Genomic DNA, 23819 nt, shown 5'->3' with positions numbered 1-23819 from the left:
TATGGAAAAGGAAGATCAATTAAAATTAGACAATCAGATCTGTTTTCCTCTTTATTCTGTTTCAAGGCTTATTACGAAAGCATACAAGCCTTTTTTAGAAAAAATGGGGATTACCTATCCGCAGTATCTAGTCCTTATGGTTCTATGGGAACAGGGAAATCTCTCAGTAAATCAAATAGGTGAAAAATTACTCTTGAATACCAACACACTTTCCCCTTTGATCAAACGAATGGAGAAAATAGACTTGCTCAATCGCACAAGATCAACTAAAGACGAACGCAGTGTTCGGATAGAACTTACTAAAAAAGGCAAGTCTCTCAAAGCTGATGCTTCAGAGGTTCCGGGAAAACTTCTGAACACATTGCTTTCAGAAGAAGTAGAACTTACAGATGTGATGTTATTAAAGGATACGCTAGATAAATGGATTAATGTCTTAAAAGAAAAATCGGAAATTTAGAGCAAATTGATTAAATTACAGGAAGTTGAATTGAAAATAAAATTGATATGAAAGCACTACAAATAGTAAAATACGGTGAAATTAAAGAAAGTTTATCTCTAAATGAGATCGAAAAACCTTCTATAAAACCAAATGATATTTTAGTTGAAGTTAAAGCAGCAGCATTAAATCCAATAGATTACAAAATGGTGGAAGGAAAGCTGAAAGATATGATTTCTTTAAACCTGCCGAGTACCATAGGTTTTGATGTAAGTGGCGTGGTAGTCGAAAAAGGTGCAGATGTGAAAAATTTCGAAATTGGGGATGAAGTATATTCTAGAGTGCCACAAGAACAAATGGGTACAGTTGCAGAATTTGTTGCCGTAAATAGTGACCTGGTTGCTAAAAAACCCGAAAACGCCTCTTTTGAAAAAGCAGCCGGTTTACCATTAATTGGACTCACCGCAATCCAAGCTTTAGAGCGTGTTGGTATAAAGGAAAACGATAGAATTCTTATTCATGCAGGCTCCGGTGGTGTAGGTAGTTTTGCCATTCAGTATGCCAAAGCAAAAGGAGCTATTGTTTATACAACTACAAGTACTAAAAATGTAGATTGGGTTAAAGCTTTGGGTGCCGACCGTGTGATCGATTATAAAACTGAAGATTATAAAGAAGTTGCTAATAATCTGGATATCGTTTTCGACACTTTAGGAGACGATTATACCTTTGATGCTTTTGAAATTATCAAAGAAGGTGGAAAAGTAACTACAATAGTGGGCCCGCCAGATGAGGAAACAGCAAAGCAAATGGGTATGACCGATTATAAACTACCCGAAAAATTAGTAAAACTTATTAAAGAGAAATCAGCTGTTTACAAACTAACATGGATGCAACCTAATGCAGAACAACTGAAAGAAATTTCAACTATGGTTGAAGATAGAACTATTAAGCCAATAGTAGATCTTATTTATTCTCTCGAGGATGGAATAGATGCCTATGAATACCTGGCTACAGGAAGAGCAGAAGGAAAAGTGATTATAAGTCTAGCCTAAATATTTTAAATATTAAGCTGACATCTATTCTAGTTATAACAAAATAAAAAAAAATATTATGAGCAAAGAGAAAAATGTACTAGTAGCTGGTGCTAACGGTACTACAGGAAGAATCATTATCAATTTATTAAAGGAATCTAAAAACTATCAGCCTATCGCGATGGTTAGAAAACAGGAGCAGAAAGACTATTTTGAAAAAGAAAATATAATGACCGTTATGGCTGATCTGGAAGAAGATCTAGACCATGCTGTGAAAAATGCAGATAAAGTAATTTTTGCTGCAGGTTCTAAAGGGAAGAATGTAATTGGAGTAGATCAGGAAGGAGCAAAAAAACTTACCGATGCCGCTAAGAAAGCAGGAGCAGGAAAATTTGTAATGTTAAGTTCCATGGGAGCAGATAATCCTTCTATAAGTGATGAGCTGCAAGATTATTTAAAAGCAAAACAAAATGCTGATAATTATCTAAAAGCAAGTGGTTTAGAATATAGTATTGTAAGACCAGGTTCACTAACAGATGACGGCGCTTCTGGGAAGATCCAGTTAAAGGAAAAATTTGAGAATCAAGGAAGTATCTCAAGAGCAGATGTAGCTAAAACTTTAGTGGAAGTTCTGGATGATGATGTAAGAAAAAATCAAGTTTTTGAAATCCTTTCTGGGGAAACTCCAATTGAAAAAGCAGTGCGTTCATAAAAATCAATCTCAAACGGATTGATTCCTGATTCAGGTAATCCATTCATTAAAATAGAGAGTTATGAAAGAGCATAATGCTAAAACAATACAACAACCTATATAGATATGCGAATTGCTACTGATAGGTTTCAGGAGACAATTAAAAAACGATATATCTACATATGAAAAAGAAAGGAACATATCCAAAATCATTCTCCCATATAGGGATCACAGTTCCAGATATCAAAAAAGCAGTGAATTTTTACGAAAATGTGATGGGTTGGTATATTATTATGCAGCCATCTACAGTTAAAAAGGAAAAGGAAACCGCTATCGGACAAATGTGTATTGATGTTTTTGGAGACGATTGGAAAGAATTTGAAATCGCCCATATGTCTACATCAGATGGTATCGGGATCGAGTTGTTTTCATTCCCACATGGCGTAAAAGAAGCTCCGGAATTCAATCCTTTTAACACAGGACTTTTCCATTTCTGTATTCAAGATCCAAATATTGAAGACTTGATTGATAAGATCGTTTCTCTGGGCGGAAAACAACGTATGCCCATAAGAGAATATTACCCCAATGACAAACCATTTAAAATGTGTTATGTAGAAGATCCATTTGGGATAGTTTTCGAGATTTATACACATAGTTATGAATTAACTTATTCCTCTGGAGCTTATGCAGAATAGGACTATAAATAGTAAACAAGCCTTGTTTTAACTATAAGTAAGGGTTTTATTATAGCGTTAAACTAAGTATAACACCGCTACTATTGGTGCAAAAAAATCTTTACTTGTAGCCTAACTTCAGTTCATAAGTTATAATCTCATCATACGAAATACCATGAATAAAATATTTTTGATTTTAAGTATAGCAACGATTATAAGTTGTAAATCTGTTACCGCTCCCACTACTTCAGACAAAAAAATAGAAGAAGTTACCTCCTTTAAAGGGCAGCAGGTTACAGGATTAAGCATAAGCGATCAAGGAAGAATGTTTGCTAATTTTCCGCGATGGAGAAAGGATGTAGAAAACTCTGTGGTAGAAATAGATAAAAATGGAATTTCTCATGCATTTCCTAATGAAAATTGGAATTCCTGGGAAATTGGGCAAGCTCAAAAAGACTCAGTTTTCATAGGAGTACAATCTGTGATCGCATTTGAAGATGAATTATATGTTTTAGATACTCGCAATGCTCTTTTTAAAGGAGTTTTAGATAGTCCACGAGTATTTGTCTTCGATTTGGAAACTCAAACTCTTAAACGGACTTATATCTTCGAGGAAGATAGTTTTCATCAAGATTCCTATATGAATGATCTGCGAATAGATAAGAAAAAAGAGAAAGTTTATATCACAGATTCCGGCCATGCTGGATTGGTGATCTTGGATCTTGTTGATGGAACTACCAAAAGAGTCTTGAATAACCACTACTCTACTCTAGCAGAAAAAGATCATTTAATTATAGAAGATAACAGATGGAACAACACCGTACATTCTGATGGTATTGCACTTGATACAGAAAACGATCTACTTTATTACCATGCATTGACCGGATATAGTCTATATGCTGTACCGACTGAAGTTTTGATTAATGGTACAGAAGAAGCTATACAAAAAGAAGTGAAATTTATTAAGAAAACTCCTGCTCCAGATGGAATGCTCTTCGACACAAAAGGAAATCTATATTTTGCCGATCTGGAACAGCAAAAAATTATGAAACTGAATATTTCCTCTGGAAAAATGAGCACGTTTGCAGAAGGCGAAAAAATTAGATGGGCAGATACTTTCAGTATTTATAAGAATAGCCTTTATTATACCAACTCCAGGATCAATGAGATTACTGGACCTATAATAAATATGGAGTTTAGTATCAACAAGATAAGTTTGGACTAGATTTAATTATTCTTACTAGCGTTATTCTCAGAAATTTCTAATAGACCCTATCATATTAGCAAAGCTTTAATCTATAGGGTTAAATAAAACATAAACCCAATTTAAAAAATGAATGAACGTTCATTTTAACGTAAATTTGCGTCAGAATCTTCAAATATGAGCGCAACTTCAAAAGGTCAAAATAAAAGAGAAGCACTTGTAAAAGCTACAATTAAACTTGTTAATAACAACGGTTTTCATGCAACTCCTATGTCCAAGATTGCAAAGATGGCAGGGATTTCGCCTGGGACCATTTACCTCTATTTTGAAAATAAACAAAACTTGATAAATCAAGTTTATATTGAAGTAAAGGCCTCATTTAGTGATTTTGCTTTTATGGATTATGAAGAACATTTTTCTGTTGAAAAAGGTTTTGAAAAGATCTGGAAGAATATCGCAGTATTCAAATTGAAAGAAGTGGAAGAAGCTATGTTCCTTTCTCAATGTGATAATACCCCCATGATAGATGAACCTAGCAGAAAAGAAGGCTTAAAACACCTGCAACCACTATTAGATCTTTGGGTACGTGGGCAGAATGAAGGGATCATTAAACAAGTTTCCCCATATATGCTATATGCATTTAGCATTTACCCTATCGCATTTTTAATGAATATGCAACAGCGAGAGCTGTATGAATTATCATCTACGCACGTAGATGAAGCCTATAAAATGGCATGGAATAGTATTAAAATTTAAAAATAAAAATCATGAGCACAACAAAAACAATTAATTTAAAGAATAGACCAGCTGGAAAACCAGATTTGAAAGATTTTGATTTCACTACTTCTGAAATTTCTGAATTGCAGGAAGGTGAAGTTTTGCTTAATTCTAAATATGTTTCTGTCGACCCATATTTGAGAGGGAGAATGAGCGATGCTCCTTCCTACATACCACCATTTGAGTTAAATAAACCAATTGTTTCGGGAATCATTGCAGAAGTTGTAGAATCTAAGAACAGCAACTTTAGTAAAGGAGATCACGTGTCCGGAATGTTAGAGTGGAAAGAAACACAAACAGCAAAAGGAGATGGTCTTTTAAAGGTAGATCCAGACAAGGCGTCATTATCAGCGTATTTAGGGATTTTAGGGATGACCGGATTAACTGCTTATTTGGGATTAACTGAAATAGGAAAACCAAAGAAAGGTGAAACTCTACTTGTATCTGGAGCAGCAGGTGCTGTTGGTAGCGTAGTAGGGCAAATTGGTAAGATCTTAGGATTACGAGTAGTTGGAATTGCAGGAACAGATGAAAAGGTGGAACTGCTGAAATCTAAATTTGGTTTTGATGAAGGTATTAATTACAACACTACTAAAAATATGTCTGAGGCAATCGCCAAAGCATGTCCAGATGGTGTAGATGTATATTTTGACAATGTTGGAGGTGATATCTCTGAAGCTGTTCTTTTTAACATCAATAAGTTCTCAAGGACTATTAATTGTGGAGCAATCTCTGTTTATAATAATACTGAACTTCCAAAGAGCATTAGCGTGCAACCATTTTTGGTAAAGAAAAGTTCTTCTATGCAAGGTTTTGTGGTCTTCGACTATGCAGATAAACATCCAGCAGGAATCAAGCAATTAACTGAATGGTTAAATCAAGATAAGCTTAGTTATTCTGAAACAATTGTAGAAGGTTTTGAAAATATACCTCAAGCATTTTTAGATCTTTTCGACGGAAAGAACAAGGGTAAAATGGTAGTGAAATTATAAAAAATAATAAAATGCAAGAAATGAAATATTCATATTTGATAGTACTGGCACTAAGTTTAAGTAGTTTAACTGCTAACAGCCAGCAAATAAATAGCAAACAACAAAATAATGATCAAAAGAATGTCTTGTTTGTTTTAACCTCTCATGATGAGTTAGGTGATACAGGCGAAAAAACAGGATTTTGGATTGAAGAGTTTGCTGCACCATATTATAATTTGCTTGATAAAGGGGTGAAAATTACGGTTGCATCACCTAAAGGAGGAAAAGCTCCTATAGACCCTAGAAGTAAAGCAGAAGCAAGTCAAACAGAAGCTACCAAGCGCTTTAATAAAGATAAATCTGCACAGGAAATAATTAATACCACTGTAAAACTGGAAGAAGTAGAAGCAGAGGATTTTGATGCAGTATTTTATCCAGGGGGTCATGGTCCTCTTTGGGATCTTGCTGAAGACAAAACTTCAATAGCTTTGATCGAGACTTTTAATAAGCAGGAAAAACCGATTGCTTTTGTATGTCATGCCCCGGGAATTTTGAAAGATGTGAAAAATGCAGAAGGGGAGCCTTTAGTAAAGGGTAAAAATGTAACCGGTTTTACAAATACTGAAGAAGAAGCGGTGCAGTTAACTAATGTAGTTCCATTTTTAGTGGAAGATATGCTAAAGGAAAATGGAGGTATTTTCTCCAAAGCAGCTAACTGGAATGTTCATGTGGTGAAAGATGGAAATTTGATCACCGGACAAAATCCGGCTTCATCCAACAAAGTAGCCGAAACATTATACGAGTCGCTTAAATAGAAATATCGTACTTATATTAAAGCCTGTAGCCCTTTGGTTTACAGGCTTTTTTTTTGTTCTTTACAGCCTACAATTTTTTTAGAGTAAATCAAGGTAACTATAGAAGTTCATAACTACCCACCATGGAATTAAAAAACCTTGAATTCAGTAATCCTAAATTGAAATGAGAATGTTTTCAGCTAAAAAAATTGCTAGTGCAAACAAATGAAAATGATAGCATAGCATTAAGTTACGGCCTAGGTTGGGGGCTATTGAAAACACCTTATGGAGAAGGGTGTTTTAAAGAAGGGCACGGAGAAGGATTTCAGCACTACTCTATTCTTTTTCCCGAAAAGCACATGGGAATTTTGTTGATGTCGAATAGCGATAATGCAGAAAGTATTTTTAAGGAAGTCCTGCAACTATCGATTGGAGATAGCTTTACCCCTTGGTTCTGGGAAGACTACATTCCATATAATATGAAATGAACCACTATGGACTTGAAGTCCATAGTTTCGGGCTGGTGACTCAAAGTCACCCAATGGTCATTTCTCCAATATAAAGTCTGTGTTTTCACCATCACCTGGCTTTCTGTGATGTTCCAAATATTCGTTCACCATTTCATCGGTTATATTTCCTGTACTCCAGCAGCCATATCCTATTGCCCAAAAATGACGACCCCAATATTTTGATTTTAGTGAAGGGAACTCCTGTTGAAGTTTTCGAGAACTCCTGCCCTTAAGTTTCTCTACCAGATAGCTTATACTCATCGATGGACGATATTCAATATGCATATGAACGTGGTCTTTGGATATAACTCCTTTCAAAATTATGACATCTTCAGCTTCACATATCTGTATCAGAAGGGTTCGGCAACGAGTTTGTATATCCCCTATTAGAATAGAATAACGATACTTAGTACTCCAAACTATGTGAGCAGATAACCTTGAAACTGTATGTCCATTACTTCTTTGGTCTGTCATAACACGAAGGTAGGTCTTTTTAGAAGCTAAAGCGAAATGCACTAAAGTGCATAGTTTTAACTATTTTTGAGACCAATAAAAAATATTGGGCACAATATAGGTCACCCGCAAATAGTGGGTAATTCAGTGAAAACGATTTTTTAGTGAGCATTTAAAAAAACAAGCCGACAATCCCAATAATTATCGGGATTGTCGGCTTTAGTCCACTTTACTTCGGTTAGCCAAGACTGGTGGCATAAATGAGTTATATAAGTTGAAGTGTTTTTTGATTTACATGCCTGACTTAACAGCTTTAGTAGTTGTACTCATATCTCGAACACATACATATTTTCCATCACGTTTCTGAAAATACGACATGTAATTTCCATTCTCCAATTCTTTACCGGAAGGGTCGAAATCGGTCCAGGATCCTATCTCCACCACTGCATCACCTTCCACAAATAAATCAACAATTTTATATTGACTATAATTTCCTGTTGTATCTTTTGCAATATTATTTGCAAAAGACTCCCTGATTGCTGCCTTACCCATAAGTGGGCTCTTGTTACGGCTATAGCTAATAGCGTCATCGCTGTAATATGCTGCCACAGCATCGGCATCTTTATTTTTTTCGCCTGCTGCATAGGCGTCTTCCATAGCTTGAATTTCGCCTTTAATTTTTTCCATATCAACTGTTTCCTCTTTGTCAGCAGTTTTGCACGCAGCTAAAGTAAAAACAGTAAATACCAATAATCCAAATTGTCTAATGTATTGTTTCATAATCATTAATTTTTGGTTGAATGATGAATATACAACTTAGACTTGAAAATAACTATATTAAATATGGATACATTAGTATTATGATTGAATAATACTGAAAATTCCTACTTATTCTGTAATTATAATTCATAATGTTAACAAATAGGAGATATTTTTTTAATACCCTCACAATAAATTAGTTGCTGAAATTTAAAGTATTAATCCTAGGCATAAAAAATAACTAATAAGTGCTAAACCGAAGTTTAATGTTAATTTGCAAAGACCGCCAAATAGATTATTACGCGATAGTGAAATGGGCTGTTTTGGCTTTTAAAATGAGAAAAATTAATCCCGAAACGTCGGGGCGGCTCTGTGTTAAACCGAAGACCATATTACCTCATTATAAACAAACAAAGTTCAATGATTCTTATGAAAGCATTTGTTTTCGAAAAATATGGTTTACCCGATGTACTTCAACTTAAAGAGGTTCAAAAACCGAAGCCTAAGGACAATGAAGTTTTAGTGAGGATTTACGCAGCATCTATAAATGACTGGGATTGGGGCTTAGTAAGAGGCAAGCCCTTTATTATTCGAATGTTATACGGTCTAAATAAATCTAAGATCAATATTCCTGGGGTCGATATATCTGGCAAGATTGAAGCGGTGGGAAAAGACGTAAAAAAGCTGAAACCTGGCGATGAAGTTTATGGAGACTTATCGGAGTCTGGATTTGGCGGATTTGCTGAATTTGTTTGTGTTCCAGAACATAGCTTATCACAAAAGCCATCAAATATATCCTTCATCGAAGCAGCAGCATTACCACACGCTGCACTCTTAGCCTTGCAAGGACTCGTGGAATTAGGAAAGATTAAACCCAAACAGAAAATATTGATTAATGGAGCTGGAGGCGGCGTGGGAACTCTTGGAATTCAAATTGCAAAACTGTACGATACCGAAGTGTGCGGAGTGGATAGTAAGGAGAAATTGGGAATGTTGCGCTTACTAGGCTACGATACGGTCATAGATTATAAAAAAGAGGATTTTACCGAAAATGGGCAAAAGTATGATCTTATACTTGATACAAAAACCAATCGGTCTGCTTTCAAATATGCAGGTTCATTAAGAAAAAATGGCATTTACATTACTGTAGGGGGTTCTATGTCGAGACTTTTTGAAATACTTTTCTTAGGTTCCCTAATTTCTGTTTTCAGCAATAAAAAGCTAAAAATTCTGAGCCTCAAACCTAATAAGAACTTATCCTATATCACTCAACTTGTTGAAAAAAAGAAAATTAAGTCTGTAATTGATGGGGGCCATAGCTTTGAGGAAATACCCAAACTGCTTCAATATTTTGGAGAGGGCAAACATCAAGGGAAAATTGTGGTTGAAATACTAAAATAATGGAGTTACAACATAAGTACTACCAATTATGGACGTATCTGGCTCTGTTGGCGTTTTCGGGTCTCCCTTGGCCGGATCATAGAATTTAATTCGACACTAAAAACATTACTATCAATACCGGTTGCCAGCAAATAGCTAAGTATTAAAATCAATGTCGTCCGACAAAAGATATAAGATCGCTGCGCTGCTAGATTCAAGAGGTAAGACTTTATTCCAACTAATTGAAAATCAATATTTTAACCTGTATAAATTTTTGAAAAAGGAAAAAATAATTCTGTGTTCCTATAGCAAGCTCCTAAACATTGAAAACAGTCTTAATCCGCGTTACTTCTAGCCTCACCGAAATCCTGAATTTTTTTACCGGACAATACTAAATTAAAATAAAACTTTAGAGTTGAATCAGATAAAATAGATTCCCGTCTACCTGAATAATCAGATAATTCAGCAGCTTACTAGCCACAAAAAAATCTTTCCCTCTTATTTCTTATCAACCAGCTCTCGAGTTAGCCAACCACTTTTACTTGCAGTGGCGATGGCATAGGGAGTAATCCAAAACAAACCAAAGGTATATAAGATACTGTAAGAATAAGCCCAAAAAGATTCAGATAGTCGATATCTCTTAGCATAGAACAACACCGGGAAACTCGATAAAATTAATATACTTAAGAGGGTAGAGCTCAAGAATAAAACTGGATTAAAGCCTCTATACAGGCTTGAGGTTTCCCTTTATTTACAGGTTGTTGGTAAATGGACAACCTATCTCCCAATGCTTTTTTAGCTTCTTGCATCCAATACCAAGTATCATCCTTGCTTCCATCGTCTATCGCAAGCAATTGTAATTTTCCTTCAGGAAAATCGCTGTCTGCTAAACTCATTAAAGTAGCCCATACTTGCTTCCCCTCATTATGTGCTGGAACAATTACCGTACAGGTTTGTAATAAATCATCGGTAACCGATTTAATAGATTTATACCTGAAATACAGGTATAAATTATAAATGAAAAAAATTATTTTAAAAATCGAAAAACCACTAGCAACTATTAAGAAAGCAAAACCATAGGTACCATCCCATCGCTCAAGTTTAAACTGAGTAAAGTCATTTTGAGGAATATAAGCCAAGAATGCACCTCCCAGAATATGGATGAAGTAGGTATAAACCCTGCTTCGGGAGGTCATATGGGATATATTCCAGGGGGAGGATTGTACCCTTCTGCCCTTGGCGATTATATTGCTGCAGTTAACAATAAGTATGAAGGTTTATTTTTTGCTACTCCGGGAGCTGTTCGATTAGAAAATATGCTCATCCGCTGGATGTGTAAGTTAATGGGATATCCGGAAACCTCAACCGGGAACTTAACTTCCGGAGGATCTATTGCCAATTTCGTTGCTGTTGTAACAGCAAGAGAATCTTTTGATCTCAAAGCGCGAGATTTTTAAAAAACTGTTATATACCTTTCAGAACAAGCCCACCATTCTATTCAGAAAGCAATTAGAATTGCAGGCTTATCTGAAGCTCATATACCATATATCCCTTTAGATGATGGGTTAAGACTTTCAGTAAAGGAGTTGGAAAAAGCAATTGTTGAAAATAAAGAGAACGGCTTGATTCCCTTATTTGTCAATGCCTCCTTCGGAACAACGAATACTGGGGCAATTGATCCTATAAACCCAATTGCTGAAATCGCAAAAAAAACACAAACTTTGGTTCCATGTAGATGCGGCTTATGTCGGTTTCTTTAAGTTGGTTTCTGAAATGAGTTCAAAATTCGAAGGAATTGAAAAAGCTGACTCAATTACCCTAGATCCTCATAAAACATTTTTTTTACCCTTCGGAACTGGTACTATACTCATATAAGACAAGGAAAAATTATTAAAAGCATATCTGTTTCTAGCAGATTACATGCAAGATGCGGTAGAGGCTGATGAAGAAATTTCTCATGCAGATATATCTCCTGAATTAACCAAGCATTTTAGAGGGATTAGAATGTGGCTACCGTTAAAACTTTATGGTTTAAAACCCTTTAGAGCTTCCTTAGAAGAAAAATTACATCTAACCCGTTATTTCTATCAGGAAATAAATCAGATAAAAGGATTTGAAACAGGGCCAGAACCCGAGCTTTCTGTTGCAATGTTTCGATATATTCCAATACATGAAGATGCGAACTCCTTTAATAAAAAGCTAACCCAAGCCATCCAAAAAGATGGAAGAATCTTCCTATCCTCCACCACTGTAAATGGCGTTTATTGGATACGGGTAGCGGTTGTAATATTTAGGACCCATTTGGAACAAATGTATCTGTTACTTAAAATCATTAAAGAAAAAGTCGAAGAATTATCCAATTAAAAAATAACTGCTAATCCTAGCAATACACAAAGACCGTTGCAAGGGATAAATTGTTCAAAATCGGAGTATAAAAATAATTTAATCAACTGATATTTAATTGGTTAAGTCTTATTTTTACTATATGAAATTACAGAAACAACCCACATTAGCAGACACAATTTGTGATTTGCGAGCAAGAAAGATAAAAACAACATTTTTTAATCAAATAAATGCGTTGATCGATTGGGACAAAATCGAAAAACTAATAGATGCTGATTATTCCAAAGGGAAAAGTGCTGTGGGCAAACCTTCCTATAACGGCCTGTTGTTGTTTAAAATGTGTCTTTTGCAAAGTTGGTACGGATTGAGTGATTATGAAGTAGAAGACCGATTGAACGATAGTATCTCATTCAGTTATTTTTGTGGAATGCACATAGATGAAGTTGCACCCGACCATAGTACCTTAAGCAGATTTAGAACCGCACTAACGAAAACCAAGACCTTTGAGAAGCTCTTCGGTTCCATCAATGACCAGCTTGAGGCTCACAAGATCATTGTCAAAAAAGGAATCATAGTGGATGCCAGTGTCATAGACACGCCACTTCGACCAAAAGGAAAGACCAATCACAAGGTAACTGAAGATCGCTCAGACCAAGAGGTAGCAGTAAAAAAAGAGTATGCCGAAAGTGTAGACAAAGATGGTACCTGGCTAAAGAAAGGCGGGAAATATCGTTTTGGGTTTAAAAAACATCACGTTACAGACCAAGAAGGACTTGTCTTAGGAGTATTGACCACCACAGCAAGTAAAAATGAGATAGCCAATTTAGAAGAAGTGCTAGAAACAGTGAACGTAGACTTGCCAAAAGATATTCCATTAAAAGCCGACAAAGGCTATCAATCTAAGAAAAACACAGAGCTGTTGAAAAAAAGAAATTTGAAAAATCATATTCTAAAAAAGGCAAAAAAGAATAAACCATTGACCTATTGGGAGAAGAAGTTCAATAAATTAATCGGTAAAACAAGGTTTAAGGTAGAGCGGACATTTGGCGGGATAAAAAGATGGTTCAACGGAGGGTTGGCAAGATACCGGGGAATGGAAAAAATGCATACTCAAAACCTGATGGAGGCCATGTGCTATAATTTGTATCGAAGTCCAGGGATAATTGCGTCTAATTGTAAAAACTAAGAGAAAAACAGTAAGAAAATGAAACCCTAAAGACAAAAAAACGAAGTAAAAACTACAGTTCTTGAAAAAAACAATCGGAAATCCATCTAAAAAATGGATTGGAGTAATTTATTGCATTTTGCAACGGTCTCTACACACTTATGGGAGCTAGTGCTATATTTAAGAAGGAATAAATTAAAAAATAAAATAGCGAGTAGGTAGGATCCTGTTTCCAAATCCAAATAGGGTATATTCGAAGCATTTCAAGTGTCAAACATGGGGGAGATTACTCCTATGAATCTACAATACCAAGTCTTAATTTTAACTAACAGCGGGGATGTTGAAAACCGGTTAGAGTAGACATAAGTTTAATTCAATTAAAATGAACAAAACAATTGTAGCACGACACAAAGTAGGGGATATTAATTTATGGCTAAAAGGACATCAGGATCGAGTATCATTATTTGCTCCTGCTGTATCTAGTTTTAAAACCTTTCAAGATTCAGATGACCCAAATTCGATATTAGTAGTTTTTGAAGTTACCGATTTAGAAAAACTGAAATCTATTATTAAAGACCCGAAAAACCAGGCTATGAAAGAGAAACATACGGTTTTGGAACCTATTAAGATGTCTATGCCAGTAGATCTATAGTACTGTATTCTTACCACTACAGTAGATTTTTATAAGGACTTCACTTGGGTGTGCTCGATTGTTAGATAGATTGACAAATCTTTCATTTTATTATGAAGCGAATTTGATTATACAGCTACTAATTAGTAAGCACCCATAGCTCTACTTCTTCAGAAGAACGCCAGTGTGAGTCTCGCGTTGTTTTTTTGGAAGCAACTTTTACTGTTTTTTTAAAGCATCTTTCCAATTTAAATCTTCCACCTTCGGCTAATTCCTTTTTAATAGGATGCTCCTGGGTCACATTTGTTATTTCAGCTAAATTCGAAAAAATAAGCACTAGCTTTCCATCGGGTAATAGTCTTTGTTTTGCTTCTTCGAAAAAATCCGGGAATAAATTTTTATCATAGTAAATTGCTTCGTCAAGCTTATTCAGCTCAGAAGATTGCGGCAACCAGGGAGGATTAAAAACAATGAGTTCTGCCGGTTTTTCCCATTTACCAAAAAGATGCCCGAAATCTAATTCTATCTTTCGAGATAGCTTTGTATCTCCCATAAACTCCGTTAAGCCAATAAGCGCATTGGGATTAGTATCTGTCCCAAAAACCTTCTGAAAGCCATGTTTTATCATTTGCAATGAAAGTATTCCACATCCTACCCCTACATCTATAGCCGACTTTTTAGGGCCTTCATAATGTTTTAACCAATTATCAAAAAGTATCAAATGATCGAAACGAGTAGGAAAATAAGTTCCATAATATGGATGTAGTTTATTGCGGAGTACAGGAATAGAAATACCGTTTTTATACCATTGCCATGCGCTATTTAATCCTTGTACTTGAGGAAAGCTAAGCAAGAAATTACTGGTTTCCGGGTAGAGTTTTTCCAACCAGCCGATGGAAGGAGCTTTCTTCACTGCCAGTTTATGATCTACAATTTCTATTAATATTAGATTCGAAAGTTTATGATATTCTGATCGATACACGCGCTGTTCCTGAAAAGATTTGTTCTTAAACTTTCTATTCAAGTATATGTGTAACTCATTAAGAAGTGACAATCCATTACTATAAAATTCTGTAACCAATACCTGTTTTCCAGCTTCTAATACTTGAATAGCCTGCCGAAAATCTGTCCCATAAATAAACGCCTCTGTTTTATTATCAGATGGAATTGGCAATGGTTTGTTGACTTTTAAATCTGTTCTCATGGATCCGTTTTCCTTTTGCACGAAGGTAAGAAATCCTTTCTTTCAATTTATGCGACTTATGAGTTGATAAGAACGATGAAATAATCATTCGATAAAACAACCGTTACAATATAATGGGTTTTAAAAAAATGGAATCCAACCTTCTAACTATCTTTACCACTGGTGGACAAACACCTTTTTATTTTTTAAAATTAATCTATCTTATACCCAAAGCAGCTAACTGGAATGTTCATTTAGTACAGGATGGGAATTTAATCACCGGCCAGAATCCTGCATCTTCTAATAAAGTAGCCGATCAATTATACGAGTCGCTGAAATAAATAAAAATCACTTATATTTTATAGCCTGTAATCCTAAGGGTTACGGGCTATTTTTTTGATTTATTAGTTCGTTTTAAATGCCTTTACAGAGCTTCTAATGAAGTGGAGTCCTTCACTATATATTGCTTCAAAATCAGAGGTGTTCCTGCTAAATAGAATATTCACTCCAGACAAAATAACCAAGTCGAAAACTAAAAAACAAATTTGATCGAATAATTTTCACCAGATCTAGCGATGCCAAAGATTTTATTTGCATCCATAGAATTGATTAAAAAATGGATGATCTATATCCAATAGAGGTTTACTCTTTTGTTATTAATGATTTTGGGTATGATGGCCGAAAAAGCCGGGAGCTAAAAATAAAATTTCAGTATTCAGAATAACTTTGTGAAATAGAAGCAATGAGAATTACTGCTCTCAGAGGATATTTATTTGACGTAAATATGGCATAAGAATAGGGTTTACTTCTATTCATTTATTACTAGGGACATTTTATGGAAAACATGAAATGGAGTTTTATTCTTAAAGTTAATTTCAAAAATTAGAACATAGAATTCCTCTATTTATATGCAGTGCATATAAATAGAGGAATTCTAAATAATTAAAATTGCTTCTAACTCTTAGCTTCATCTACAGAAATATAGCCCACTTGTGAAGAAGAACTTTCCTGAGAATCTCTAATTTCCACTTTATTCGATTCATAATCTGCATTGGCATCACTTCTAGATTTCATCCAACTAATAAGGACTATAGAAGCCACAACTGCAACTGCAATAATTCTGAGTAATTGATTTTTCATATCTGTTAATTTTTGGTTACATATCTATAGCCATAAATAACAAAATCAGTAGGTTTAAATCGGTAATCGGAAAGTAAATACGGGGACATCAGCTTAAAAAAATAATCTTAAAGCTTGATAATCAAAGATATAAAAACTATTTAATGATTACAACCAATCGGTTTAACTAAAATCTAAAAACAGGTAATTGTGAATAAGTTTTAATATAAAAGTTCTAGTTTTTTTTTGAGAGGAAAATATAAGCCTTAGCCAATATTCTTTTTTTAGTAATAGCAGGCATTTGAAGAATATCATTAAGATTTATATTACAAATACTAAATGTATTATCACTTCGTATAGTTTAGGTTATTAACAAAAAAATAGATATTAGCTTGCTTTTTAGGATATTTTCTAACTCAAATACAGCTTATTTTAATAATTAATATAAAAAACTGCTATCCAAAGCTTTGTTCCTAGTAAGCCTGTGATCTCAATAATTTGGTTGTACTTTTGCCAAAATAAAAATAGCTGCTGAAACTTATTCAGCTACTACAAAACATTAGCGCATGCCATTTAAGAAACTGAATACACCATTAAAAGAAGCTCTTGAACGTCTTGAAATTGAAGTTCCTACTCCATTTCAGAAAAAAAGTATTTCAAAAATAAAGAGTGGTGCTAATTTCTATGGTATTGCTCCAGAAGGTGCTGGTAAAACAACAGCAATGATCATTAGTACAATTCAACAGCTTGAATCGGAGGCATATATGGATGCCCCTAGAGCATTGATATATGTAAAAGATAAAGAATCGGCTTTAGCTCTAGAGGAAAAATTCAAGGAGTTCACAAGATATATGGATCTTAGGACCTATTGTGCGTACGATGAGCAAAATATAGATCACCAAAAAGATGATATTTATGCGGGTGTAGATATTGTCATCGCAACTCCAAAAAGAATAAATAAGCTCTTTTCTATTACTGGTATTAATTTAGGGGAACTTCAACTGATGATTCTTGAAGATGCCCATGATCTACTACAAAGATCAGCCTATGAAGCTATATATAGGATTTCCCAAAGCATTACTAAATGTCAGTATTTAGTTTTTACAGAAAATATGACTCAAAAATTGGAGAAATTAGAAGAAACTTTTATGAAGAATGCAGTAAAAGTTACTATTAAAGAAGCTTCAGCTTAAATAGCAAAAACTATTTACCCTTCATTTGGCTTATAAGTGCTCTCCAAAATTAATCATCTAGAAAATTGATTTTGAGATTTTAACCTATTGCACCAGATAGGTATAATGCTGACAGTAGACTGTATTCTATAGAATTATATTTTATACTACACATTTTCTACCACACCATAGATATCTTCCTTAAAGATGTCTTTTTAAATAATTATCTTTCCTTTTTTCAAAATTTCAATTGGAACCTAAACTAGCGCGCTCGCCATACTAGTCATTAGGATTTTTTAAAAAATAAAAATATTCTGTTTTTTGTAAGCCAAGAATAGTTTTTCGTCGTATATCTTTATGTTGAACGAATGCAATGATAATTTTTAATATCAATATAAATATTTTTTAATGAAAAACACCTATACCCTACTGGCACTTCTAGTATGCTTTATTCTAACTTCCTGTAATAAAAAACAAGCTATAAACATTGCAGGCAGCACAAGCGTTCTTCCAATTATTTCTGTCGCGGCAGAAGAATTCAGGAAAACCAATCCAGAGCTTAATATTATTGTAAACGAGGGTGGTTCTGGCGTAGGCGTAAATCAATTAGGAGAAGGTAAACTAGACATAGGGATGGTCTCCAGAGATATTACTCAAGAGGAGGTAGTTGCTTATCCAATGGTCAACTTTAATCCAATCTCTATTGGAAAAGATGCTGTAGTTCCAGTTGTTTCTTCAGAGATATATAACTCTGGTATTACTTCGCTAACTTTAGAAGAAATAGCTAAAATCTATAGTGGAGAATTTAGAAATTGGAACGAACTAGGAGGGCCAGACAAGGAAATTTTAGTGATAGACAAGGAAGCTTCCAGAGGGACCAGACATGTATTCATGGAAACTGTTTTGGGAGATAAAGAAGCAATTGCAGCGGGAGCAGATCTTGTTCTTGGTTCTAATAATGAAGAACAAACGGCTATCGTACAAAGTGATGCAGCAATTGGAATGCTGTCTAATGCTTGGCTAAATGAAGATGTAAAAGGCTTAAGTATCAAAATGTTGGATGGAACCATAATAGAACCAAGTTTAAAAAATATAATAGATAATAAATTTCCTATTACAAGAGATCTATTAATTGTAACGAACGGTAAACCAACAGGAGCTGTTAAGGATTTTATTGAGTATCTTTTGAGTTCTGAAGGACAAATAATAGTGGAAGAAGCAGGTTATGTTAGGATCAACCAATAAGATTGGAAAATACTATGTTTATTCAAGCACTTTAATTAGTGCTTTTGTTGTCTTTTTGATCTTTATAATTTTATTATTAAATAGCTGGGAAGCTATTAGTACTATCGGTTTAGATCTAATAAGTTTAAGCTGGAATCCGGCAAAAGGTGAGTTCGGGATTATATCCATGCTCTATGGAACCTTTGTTGTAACCTTTATTGCTTTAGTAATCGCTATTCCTTTAGGTACTTTTACAGCGATCTTTACCAGTGAGATCTTAGCTTCCAAATATAGATTTGTAGTAAAATCGGTGCTTGAATTATTAGCTGGAATTCCGTCGATCATTTATGGATTGATCGGGATTGCATTTTTAAGCATTTGGTTTCAAGACCTATTTGATCTTCAATCTGGCAGAACCTTATTTACTGCTGGTATATTACTTTCTGTTATGATACTTCCAACCATTATCACTTTAACAGATGATGCTTTTCATAATATCCCTGAAAAATATAGAGAAACCGCAAAGGGTCTAGGTCTATATAATTCTGAAATCATTAAGGAAGTTCTGATGCCTATAGCCAGGGCAGATGTAAAAAGTGCAATTTTATTGGCGTTTGGAAGAGCTTTGGGTGAGACCATGGCTGTAATGTTGGTTGTAGGAAGTATAGATAAATTGCCAAGTCCTCTCTTGAACTGGTTATCCCCGGGACAAACTGTAACTTCCAAATTAGGTAGAGAGATTGCAGAAACCTCTTTTCGATCTGTTCATTTTAGCGCAATGATCTTTATGGGATTAGTTTTATTTTCAATTGTATTATTCCTTACGGTATTAGCTCAAAATTCATCAAAGAAAACAGAACGATTATATGAATAGGCAGCTTAAAAATAAACTATTTACTTACGCTACCTGGATAGCGGTGATTTTAAGCACAACAATTCTATTCTTTTTGTTTGGGGTGATCCTGTGGAATGGGCTACCCGCAATTGATTTTAACTTTTTGTCCCAAGCTTCCTCAAACTTTGGAGCCTCTGGCGGCATCATTTATCAAATAGCTGGAAGTGTTTTAATGGTTCTGTTTTCAGCATTAATCTGTTTACCTGTAGCCATTGGAACCGCTATTTTCAAGAGTGAATATGTAATTAGCAAAAAGCTACATGCAATTATAAACACCCTTATCTATAGTTTGAATGGAATTCCCTCCGTAATATTCGGTATTTTCGGACTTATTTTATTTGTAAATATCTTAGGTATGGGAATCTCATGGATAGTAGGTTCAATTATACTTGCCATGATGATCTTACCAACGGTTACACTTTCTACATATCATTCCATAAATAGCATCCCAACGGTATATAGAGAAAGCTCTCTATCTCTAGGATTAACAAAATGGCAAGTTATAAGAAAGGTGCTTTTACCACAGGGTTTTAGTGGAGCAGTAACAGGATTGCTTATTGGTGTGGCCAGAGCTATCGGAGAAACAGCTCCAATAATGTTCATTGCTACCGCTTTTTCTGGAGTAGCCTTTCCTAATTCATTTTCTGAACCGGTTTCTACCTTACCTACTCATATATTAGCGCTTGCCCAACAAGCCACCAACCCAGATGCTTTGCAAAATGCCTGGGGTTCAAGTTTAGTTCTGGTAACATTGGTGGTATTATTTAGCATATCAGCACTCTGCTTTAGATTAAAGCATCAAACAATTTCAAAAAGATGATGGAACAACATATCCTAAAATCAAAATTATCTGTAGTTGGAAAAACAACAGAGGATATTATAAAATTAGAAGGACTCCATATTTGGATCAAGGAAAATCATATCCTAGATGCCATAGATGTGAATATCCCCAAAAATAAGATCACATGTATTATTGGACCATCTGGTAGTGGAAAATCTACTTTGATAAGAAGTATCAATAGAATTAATGATGATGTGGACGGGATCACTACACAGGGAAATATCAATTTTAATGGCAGCTCTATTTTAACTTCAGATACTGATATTGCAAGTTTAAGGACACAAATTGGAATGGTTTTTCAAAAGCCCTGTGTCTTTCCAAAATCTATCAAGGAAAATGTGCTTTTTGGAATTCGGCATTTAAAAAAACTAAGTAAAATTGAAAAATTACAAATTGTAGAGGAAAACTTAAAGACAGTATCACTTTGGAAAGAAGTTTCTCATAGGTTAAATGATAAAGCAATTTCACTATCCATTGGGCAGCAGCAGCGTTTATGTATCGCCCGTACTTTGGCGGTTAAACCGGAAGTGATCCTTTTAGATGAACCTACTTCCTCATTAGACCCCTTATCTACTAGGGCTATTGAAGATATGATGGTTAAATTAAAAGAAGAATATACCATTGTATTTGTAACACATAACATACAGCAAGCCAAAAGAATTGCAGATCATTTGATCTTTATATGTGATGGAAAGCTTATTGAGCAAGGTAATGCTTCAGCGCTATTCTCTTGCCCTCAAAATTCTCAAACCAAAGCATATTTAAAGGATCAATACTGCGCTTGTTAAAAATTAAAATATGACTAATTTTCTAAGATCACTCTTAATTTTACTTCTTTTCAGCTCATGTAATTCTGAAAAACCTACACAACAATATGATTTAATAATTACCAATACCACTATAATTGATGTGCTTGGTGATACATTAACCTACTCTAAATTAATAGCGATATCAAAGGATACCATAAGATTGGTAGATGATATGGCCAATTTAGATAAATACAAAGCTGAAAAAAAATTCGATGCAAATAATAATTTTGTAATGCCAGGCTTATGGGACAACCATGTTCATTTTAGAGGTGGTGATTCTCTTATCGAGGAAAACAAAAATCTACTTCCATTATATCTTGCACATGGTATTACTAATGTTCGAGACGCTGGAGGTGATATAACTCAAAGTGTTTTAAGTTGGAAGAATCAAATTGCTAAAAAAGAACTGAAAGGCCCGGTGATTTTAACTTCCGGTCCAAAACTAGACGGAAAAAAACCAGCATGGCCGGGATCCATAATTGTGGAAACAAAAGAAGATGTAACCTCTGCCCTAGATTCTTTAGAGAATTTAGAAGTAGATTACGTAAAAATGTATGATGGAAGTCTTAAAAAAGAAATTTTTTATGAAATTATTAAACAAGCTGAAACACGAGGTCTAAAAACAACAGGTCATATGCCTTTGAGCGCAGATCTACTTACAGCAACTGAGCTTGGTTTGGATGGAACAGAACATATGTATTATGTAATAAAAGCTTGTTCTCCTTTAGCCGATAGTTTAACAAAAGTGAATCCGAGCTATTCTATGTTTCCCGAAATAGTAACATCTTATGATCCCGAATTAGCAAATAGGGTTTTTAATAAATTGGCATCTCAAAATACTTATATCACACCCACATTATATATTGGAACTGTCCTTTCAGAATTATCCGAAGTAGATCATGCAAAAGACAGTCTATTAAATTATATAGGGATAGGGATACAAAAAACATATAAAGGAAGACTTGAAACAGCAATAAAAGCAAAAAATCAAGGAAATAGTTCCAGATCACAATTAGGAATATTGGCAAAAGAAATGATTGTTCCTTTATATGATTCTGGAGTTAAATTACTGGCAGGATCAGATTCCGGAGCTTTTAATTCGTTTGTATATCCAGGAGAATCCTTACTGATGGAATTACAAAGTTTAGTCGATGCTGGACTTACTCCAAAACAAGCCCTTATCACCTCAATTGTAAACGGTCCTGAATTCTTCGGGTTGGGCAAGTTCTATGGTAGTATTGCTAAAAGCAAAGTAGCAAATCTGGTGATTCTAGAGAAAAACCCATTAAAGGACATAAAAAACCTCACCAGTATTAAAGCCACAATTGTTAAAGGAAAAGTATACGATAAGATGATGCTGGATAATTTGCTGAAAGATATAAAGAACTAAACAATAAGCTTAAAAGCTGTATGGAATTTAAAAATGAGATCATTTTAGAGAATGAGATTGTCTTATTAAGATCATTGAAAAAAAAGGATATTTCTCTTTTAAAAGAATTTTCTTTAAATGAACCTGAATTATGGAAATATTCATTGATTCCTGCTAATGGCTTAGAGAATTTGAAAAATTATATTGATAAGGCATTAAGAGATAGAGATTTACAAACCTCTTATCCATTTATTATATTGGATAAACGCACAAATAAAATTGCAGGATCTACTCGTTTTTACGATTATAGAAAAGCTCACAACACGGTCCAACTGGGTTATACTTGGTATGGTAAAGATTTTCAGGGTACTGGCTTAAATAAAAATTGTAAGTTTCTATTGCTTAAGTATGCTTTTGAAATAATGAATCTAGATCGTGTTGAATTTAGAGCGGATGCTACAAATATGAAAAGCATTGCAGCTATGAAAAGTATCGGCTGTGTAGAAGAAGGAATATTACGTAGTAATTGTATGGCTCCAAGCGGTCGAAGAGATAGTATTGTTCTAAGTATTTTAAAGGATGAGTGGGTCAAGACTGTTAAGGATGCATTGAAAAATAAATGTGGTTTTAAATAAAAGCTTCTAAAATTTAAGGTTCTCCATTAAATAAAGAGAATCCAATTTTGAATATTTCCACTTTTTATAGTTTTCCTGCGTCCCACTTCGGCTGCGCCTTGTGCCGGGCTTTCCGCGCTACAGGGTAGCTTGCTGCAATCCCTGATCGGACATCCTAAGGAAGCTTTCAATATTTTAATACCATTGCAAGATCCGTACAACTGCACTACGAGACCATCCTAAACTATTTTAACAACAGAAGCACCAACGCTTCAGCGGAATCCTTTAACGCAAAAATAAAAGAATTCAGAGCTTCATTTAGAGGTGTCAGGGATGTGAAATTCTTCCTCTATAGACTAACTAAATTATATGCATAATTTTTGAGCTCCCCAATAATATGGTTTGATCCGACACTAGCCCTTCAAGGGTTTCAAACCCTTGAAGGGCTTATTCCAAAAAGGATATTGATTAGTCATATAATAATAAAACGCTAAAACTTTTAAAACACAGATTACAAGAGTTAGGAATGTAGATCTTTTACAATTTAGAAAAATATTTCTGCATGATCCGAGAACCCCACAAGTTTTTGACTTGATCCGTTATGTTCCTAAAGTTTCAGACACAAAAAACCCCTCCATCGTTAGATGCAGGGGTTTTAGGATATTGATATAAACAAAAAAAGCACCTATCTTACGATAAGTGCTTTTCAAAAAAAAGGCGACGACATACTCTCCCACAAAAATGCAGTACCATCTGCGCTAACGGGCTTAACTTC

The 23819-nt window shown here is 34.6% G+C and carries 23 protein-coding genes and 5 pseudogenes; 23 read left to right on the top strand and 5 right to left on the bottom strand.

The annotated features are described in order from the left end of the window. Position 1 precedes the first annotated feature (1 nt). The 9 genes from ES724_RS15590 (at position 2) to ES724_RS15550 (ending at position 7066) form a co-directional block, all read left to right on the top strand. Positions 2-457 carry a MarR family winged helix-turn-helix transcriptional regulator gene (locus tag ES724_RS15590; RefSeq protein WP_146934708.1) on the top strand — a complete coding sequence of 152 codons (456 nt, stop codon included), beginning with the start codon at positions 2-4 and terminating at the stop codon, positions 455-457. Between the two features lie 47 nt (positions 458-504). Further along, positions 505-1488 carry an NADP-dependent oxidoreductase gene (locus tag ES724_RS15585; RefSeq protein WP_146934705.1) on the top strand — a complete coding sequence of 328 codons (984 nt, stop codon included), beginning with the start codon at positions 505-507 and terminating at the stop codon, positions 1486-1488. A gap of 58 nt (positions 1489-1546) precedes the next feature. Continuing rightward, on the top strand, positions 1547-2179 hold the full coding sequence (locus ES724_RS15580; RefSeq protein ID WP_146934703.1) for an SDR family oxidoreductase: 633 nt from the start codon (positions 1547-1549) through the stop codon (positions 2177-2179). 161 nt (positions 2180-2340) lie between these two features. Next, positions 2341-2853, top strand: a complete 513-nt coding sequence (locus ES724_RS15575) for a VOC family protein (RefSeq protein ID WP_026839735.1) — start codon at positions 2341-2343, stop codon at positions 2851-2853. A gap of 154 nt (positions 2854-3007) precedes the next feature. Beyond that, on the top strand, positions 3008-4057 hold the full coding sequence (locus ES724_RS15570) for an L-dopachrome tautomerase-related protein (protein WP_146934700.1): 1050 nt from the start codon (positions 3008-3010) through the stop codon (positions 4055-4057). A gap of 156 nt (positions 4058-4213) precedes the next feature. After that, entirely contained in the window at positions 4214-4792 is a 579-nt protein-coding gene (locus ES724_RS15565; RefSeq protein ID WP_146934698.1) for a TetR/AcrR family transcriptional regulator, read from the top strand. Positions 4793-4803: 11 nt separating this feature from the next. Continuing rightward, the gene (locus ES724_RS15560) at positions 4804-5805 is read left to right on the top strand and encodes an NADP-dependent oxidoreductase (RefSeq protein WP_146934695.1); all 1002 of its coding nucleotides are present in this window, start codon (positions 4804-4806) and stop codon (positions 5803-5805) included. 20 nt (positions 5806-5825) lie between these two features. After that, positions 5826-6599 carry a type 1 glutamine amidotransferase domain-containing protein gene (locus tag ES724_RS15555; protein ID WP_146934692.1) on the top strand — a complete coding sequence of 258 codons (774 nt, stop codon included), beginning with the start codon at positions 5826-5828 and terminating at the stop codon, positions 6597-6599. 194 nt (positions 6600-6793) lie between these two features. Next, the gene (locus ES724_RS15550; protein WP_211362777.1) at positions 6794-7066 is read left to right on the top strand and encodes a serine hydrolase domain-containing protein; all 273 of its coding nucleotides are present in this window, start codon (positions 6794-6796) and stop codon (positions 7064-7066) included. 57 nt (positions 7067-7123) lie between these two features. Here ES724_RS15550 and tnpA read toward each other — a convergent pair whose 3' ends face one another. Both tnpA and ES724_RS15540 read right to left on the bottom strand, forming a co-directional pair. Beyond that, the gene (gene tnpA / locus ES724_RS15545) at positions 7124-7561 is read right to left on the bottom strand and encodes an IS200/IS605 family transposase (protein WP_146934727.1); all 438 of its coding nucleotides are present in this window, start codon (positions 7559-7561) and stop codon (positions 7124-7126) included. 270 nt (positions 7562-7831) lie between these two features. Beyond that, positions 7832-8320: a YybH family protein gene (locus ES724_RS15540; RefSeq protein ID WP_170249914.1), complete on the bottom strand. Its 489-nt coding sequence runs from the start codon at positions 8318-8320 to the stop codon at positions 7832-7834. Positions 8321-8728: 408 nt separating this feature from the next. Here ES724_RS15540 and ES724_RS15535 point away from each other — a divergent pair, with 408 nt between their 5' ends. Continuing rightward, a complete protein-coding gene (locus tag ES724_RS15535; RefSeq protein WP_146934687.1) occupies positions 8729-9700 on the top strand; it encodes an NAD(P)-dependent alcohol dehydrogenase in 972 nt (323 codons plus the stop codon). Between the two features lie 477 nt (positions 9701-10177). Here the strand turns inward: ES724_RS15535 and ES724_RS15530 are convergent. Beyond that, positions 10178-10884, bottom strand: a pseudogene (locus tag ES724_RS15530) (glycosyltransferase). On the opposite strand from ES724_RS15530, the pseudogene ES724_RS16850 reads away from it, so the two are divergent. From ES724_RS16850 to ES724_RS15500, 4 genes and pseudogenes are all read left to right on the top strand, one after another. Beyond that, a pseudogene (locus ES724_RS16850) lies at positions 10837-11439 on the top strand (pyridoxal phosphate-dependent decarboxylase family protein). The pseudogenes ES724_RS15530 and ES724_RS16850 sit on opposite strands and share 48 nt — an antisense overlap. Beyond that, positions 11372-12043: pseudogene (locus ES724_RS15510) on the top strand (pyridoxal phosphate-dependent decarboxylase family protein). The pseudogenes ES724_RS16850 and ES724_RS15510 overlap by 68 nt, the downstream one beginning before the upstream one ends. Positions 12044-12164: 121 nt before the next feature. Beyond that, positions 12165-13208 carry an IS5 family transposase gene (locus ES724_RS15505; protein ID WP_146934676.1) on the top strand — a complete coding sequence of 348 codons (1044 nt, stop codon included), beginning with the start codon at positions 12165-12167 and terminating at the stop codon, positions 13206-13208. A gap of 361 nt (positions 13209-13569) precedes the next feature. Then, a complete protein-coding gene (locus ES724_RS15500) occupies positions 13570-13839 on the top strand; it encodes a hypothetical protein (protein WP_146934674.1) in 270 nt (89 codons plus the stop codon). A gap of 118 nt (positions 13840-13957) precedes the next feature. On the opposite strand, the gene ES724_RS15495 is transcribed toward ES724_RS15500, so the two are convergent. Beyond that, positions 13958-15022 carry a methyltransferase gene (locus ES724_RS15495; protein ID WP_146934671.1) on the bottom strand — a complete coding sequence of 355 codons (1065 nt, stop codon included), beginning with the start codon at positions 15020-15022 and terminating at the stop codon, positions 13958-13960. 236 nt (positions 15023-15258) lie between these two features. Here ES724_RS15495 and ES724_RS16845 point away from each other — a divergent pair. Continuing rightward, positions 15259-15342: pseudogene (locus ES724_RS16845) on the top strand (type 1 glutamine amidotransferase domain-containing protein); the annotation flags it as partial. 613 nt (positions 15343-15955) lie between these two features. Here ES724_RS16845 and ES724_RS15485 read toward each other — a convergent pair. Next, positions 15956-16141, bottom strand: coding sequence for a hypothetical protein (locus ES724_RS15485; protein ID WP_146934668.1), 186 nt, complete (start codon positions 16139-16141; stop codon positions 15956-15958). 545 nt (positions 16142-16686) lie between these two features. On the opposite strand from ES724_RS15485, the gene ES724_RS15480 reads away from it, so the two are divergent. The 8 genes and pseudogenes from ES724_RS15480 to ES724_RS15445 form a co-directional block, all read left to right on the top strand. Next, complete coding sequence (locus ES724_RS15480; protein ID WP_146934665.1) at positions 16687-17313, top strand: DEAD/DEAH box helicase; 627 nt, start codon at positions 16687-16689, stop codon at positions 17311-17313. A gap of 387 nt (positions 17314-17700) precedes the next feature. Further along, positions 17701-18537, top strand: a complete 837-nt coding sequence (locus ES724_RS15475) for a phosphate ABC transporter substrate-binding protein (protein WP_146934662.1) — start codon at positions 17701-17703, stop codon at positions 18535-18537. Continuing rightward, on the top strand, positions 18518-19390 hold the full coding sequence (pstC, locus tag ES724_RS15470; protein WP_146934659.1) for a phosphate ABC transporter permease subunit PstC: 873 nt from the start codon (positions 18518-18520) through the stop codon (positions 19388-19390). The genes ES724_RS15475 and pstC overlap by 20 nt, the downstream gene beginning before the upstream one ends. Next, positions 19383-20231 (top strand): phosphate ABC transporter permease PstA, encoded by an 849-nt coding sequence (gene pstA, locus ES724_RS15465; protein ID WP_146934656.1) that lies wholly within the window; start codon positions 19383-19385, stop codon positions 20229-20231. Before pstC ends, pstA begins: the two co-directional genes overlap by 8 nt. Next, positions 20228-21040 carry a phosphate ABC transporter ATP-binding protein gene (locus ES724_RS15460; protein WP_146934654.1) on the top strand — a complete coding sequence of 271 codons (813 nt, stop codon included), beginning with the start codon at positions 20228-20230 and terminating at the stop codon, positions 21038-21040. Before pstA ends, ES724_RS15460 begins: the two co-directional genes overlap by 4 nt. Positions 21041-21050: 10 nt before the next feature. After that, positions 21051-22451, top strand: a complete 1401-nt coding sequence (locus ES724_RS15455; protein WP_146934651.1) for an amidohydrolase family protein — start codon at positions 21051-21053, stop codon at positions 22449-22451. Between the two features lie 20 nt (positions 22452-22471). After that, on the top strand, positions 22472-23065 hold the full coding sequence (locus ES724_RS15450) for a GNAT family N-acetyltransferase (protein WP_146934649.1): 594 nt from the start codon (positions 22472-22474) through the stop codon (positions 23063-23065). Positions 23066-23229: 164 nt separating this feature from the next. Next, positions 23230-23421 (top strand): annotated as a pseudogene (locus tag ES724_RS15445) (transposase); the annotation flags it as partial. Between the last annotated feature and the right edge of the window lie 398 nt (positions 23422-23819).

Origin of the sequence: Gillisia hiemivivida (assembly GCF_007997295.1) — a bacterium.
In the GTDB taxonomy this organism is placed as follows: domain Bacteria; phylum Bacteroidota; class Bacteroidia; order Flavobacteriales; family Flavobacteriaceae; genus Gillisia; species Gillisia hiemivivida.
This window is presented reverse-complemented; position numbering and strand designations above follow the sequence as displayed.